The organism is Streptomyces sp. UNOB3_S3, assembly GCF_020740895.1.
Lineage (GTDB): Bacteria > Actinomycetota > Actinomycetes > Streptomycetales > Streptomycetaceae > Streptomyces.
Map to the genome: position 1 here is coordinate 1 of NZ_JAILXP010000589.1, position 2,830 is coordinate 2,830.

Genomic DNA, 2,830 nt, shown 5'->3' on the forward strand with positions numbered 1-2,830 from the left:
TTCGAGGTGGTGGGGGCGGGCGACGCGGTGCTGGAGGTGCCCGGCTGGGTGCGGGGGTTCGTGTGGGTGAACGGTTTCTGTCTGGGGCGCTACTGGGACCGGGGTCCGTGCCGTCCGCTATATGTGCCGGGGCCGGTGTTGCGCGAGGGGGAGAACGAGGTGCTGGTGCTGGAGCTGGAGGGGCCGGGCGAGCCGGAGGTCCGGCTGGGCGGAGTGCCCGGCCACGGCGGGGCCTGAGCGTCCGTCCCGCTGGTCACCGGCCGATGACGGTGACCAACGGGACGGAACCCCGTGGTGGTTTATTGCCCGACTAGCTGCACGATGAAGCCATCCAGGCAGAACTCAGCAGTCCCGTTGTCCCCCACTTTCCGCAGTCCCACCCACGCCTCACCCGTATCCGGCGCGGTGAACTCGTACGAGAACGTGGTCGGCCGGACGGCGACGGGCAGAGGCGTACGGACCAGCTCGCGCGCTCCCGGTTCGTCGACGGCCGTCACCCATGCGTACTGGCCCGCCCGCTCGTTCTCGTAGCGGAAGGCCACCCGGTAGCGGCGCCCGGCCGTGAAGCGCACGGTGTGGGGGACGGTGCGGTAGACCACGCCGGGGTTCTCCCCGCGCGACTTCAGCGACTGGGTGCCATCGATGACGTCGTCGACGGCCTTGCCGTTCCAGCCGCGCTGGGTGTAGGGCGCGTGCCGCTGGGCGATATGGGTGCGCGGGTCGGTGGCCCCGCCGGCGTCCCCCTTGACGAAGGGGCCCCAGCCCTGGGGCACGTTCTCGAAGTCTTCGGACACCAGGGCGCCCCGGGCATCGGCCCTGCGGCCGGGCACCACGCGGACGGCGTCGAACCGCACCCGCGCCCGCCCGGGGGCGGCCGTCAGCGCGAGGATCACGGGCCCGCCGCCCTCCGGCACGGTGAACCAGGTGAACATCCGCTGGAAGCGGGTGCCGTGCTTGCGGTCGGCGGCCACGAAATTGCCGGCCGTGGAGGTGTCCGTCCAGTTCGTCGCGGTGATCCCGTCGGCCGTGCGGACGGTCAGCGCGGCCCGGCGCCGCTCCCCCGCGACCGCGCCGACCTCGACCTGGACGGACGCGGCGTAGGTGCCGGGCCGCAGCCGGGCGAGCCGCTGGCTCACGGTCGCCGCCTCCCCCGCGCCGATCACCAGCTCCCCGTCGCCGAGGGCGCCGCGCTCGACGCGGGCGGGGCCGACGGCCCGCCAGGCGTCGAGGTTCCCGGAGTGGAAGGACGGGTCGCGCAGCGGGGTGCCCTCGCCCCAGCGGGGGTCGCGGCGGGCCGGGCGTGCGTCCGGGCGGGTCAGGACGTACGGCTGGTCGGGAGCCGCCCGGAGGGTGACGCGGCCGTCCCGTACGGGCACCCGGAGCGTGTCGGCGCGGCCCTGGTCGGTGAGGCGGTGGAGGGCGACCGTGCGCAGCCGGGACCAGGCGCGGGGCAGGGTCCAGGTGGTGGTGCCGCCGTGCGGGTTGTAGTGGTAGAGGCGGTCGGGGTCGGTGGCGCGGCGGGGTTCCCAGGGGAGGAGGTAGGTGTCGCCGCGGAGGACGACGCGTCCGTCGGTGACGATCGTCCTGGTGCCGTCGGTGTCCGAGACGGAGGTCCCGGCCGGGCCGGCGAAGGTGATCTCGTGGTCGGTCCAGGTGAGGATCGGGTGTGCCTGGAGGTATTTCGCGGGGAGGTTGTGGGTCCAGATCAGGCGGTGGAAGGCCGTCCAGTCGGTCTTGCCCTGCCAGCCCTCGAAGGTGCCGAGGCGGGCGGTGCCCAGGAGGGGCCATTTGTCGGCGAAGACGTCCTTCTGGTGGTGGCGGATGAAGCGGATGAGCCGGGAGTTGACGCCGCGCGAGGTGTCGGGGCCGTAGTCGGTCTCGGTGGCCCAGTGGGACCAGAGGCTGGAGCGTTCGAGGCCATGGCCCCATTCGGTGGTGACGCGCCAGCCCTGGGCGCGCAGTTCGCGCTGGAGGCGGTCGGAGGTCCAGCCGGATTCGCGGAAGACGTCGATGTAGAGGGTGTCGAGTGCCGGGTCGGTCTCCTCGCGCAGCCGGCGGAAGCGGCGGACGATGTCGCCGGAGAGCAGGTCCCGGCGGGGGTCGATGCGGTAGGACTGGTCGAGCCAGTCCCACTGGCGGTCGTCTCTGTCGACGAGCGTCTCGGAGAAGGCGTGGGCGACGGGGTACGACTCGGTGGTGTTGACGTGGACGGCGAAGTCGCTGTTCCAGCGTTTTCCCAAGCGCAGCAGGGTGTTGAGGTCGGTGAGGCCGCCGGCGCGGGTGTTGTAGTTGCCGCCGTAGTCGGGGTGGGCGGAGTCGTGGCCCTCGGACTGGTAGCCCTTCAGGAGGGTGAACTGCCGTAGTCCGTCGGTGGCGAGGTGGACGCGTTTGATGTTGTCGAGGACGGCGAGGAACGGGTTGGTGGCCTGGCTGGCGAAGTTGAAGGGGATATGGGGGACGACGCGCAGGTGCTGTTCGTCGGCGCCGAGCGGGTCGGTCATGATGTCGCGCGTGGCGATGGCCGCGTCCTGCCAGTCGGCCCGGCCGTCGCCGTTGCGGTCGCGGGTGACGACGACGCGGACGTAGGGCAGGGGCTCGGTGTCGCCGGTGGGGGCGCCGGCGGCGCGGTGGGTCCACTGGCCGCAGGTGAGCTGGGCCTTGGTGTAGCCGTCGCGGGCGAGGAGCTGCCGGCGGAAGCGGCCGTTCTCCCAGGCGGTGGCGGCGTCGGGCCGGTCGTGGACGGTGTTCGTCTCGATGCCGCCGCCGAGTTCGCCGGTGGCGACGACGGCGTAGGCGCAGCCGGTGGGCGTGGCGTCGGGGGGTGTGGTGG

At 72.9% G+C, this 2,830-nt stretch carries 1 protein-coding gene and 1 pseudogene; one reads left to right on the forward strand and one right to left on the reverse strand.

The window, feature by feature from the left end; genetic code table 11:
• Window positions 1-237 (forward strand): annotated as a pseudogene (locus K6I33_RS33990) (beta-galactosidase); the annotation flags it as partial.
• A 62-nt stretch (window positions 238-299) separates the two neighbouring features.
• On the opposite strand, the gene K6I33_RS33995 reads toward K6I33_RS33990, so the two are convergent.
• A partial coding sequence (locus tag K6I33_RS33995) for an endo-alpha-N-acetylgalactosaminidase family protein (protein WP_229358662.1) occupies window positions 300-2,830 on the reverse strand: 2,531 nt, incomplete at its 5' end.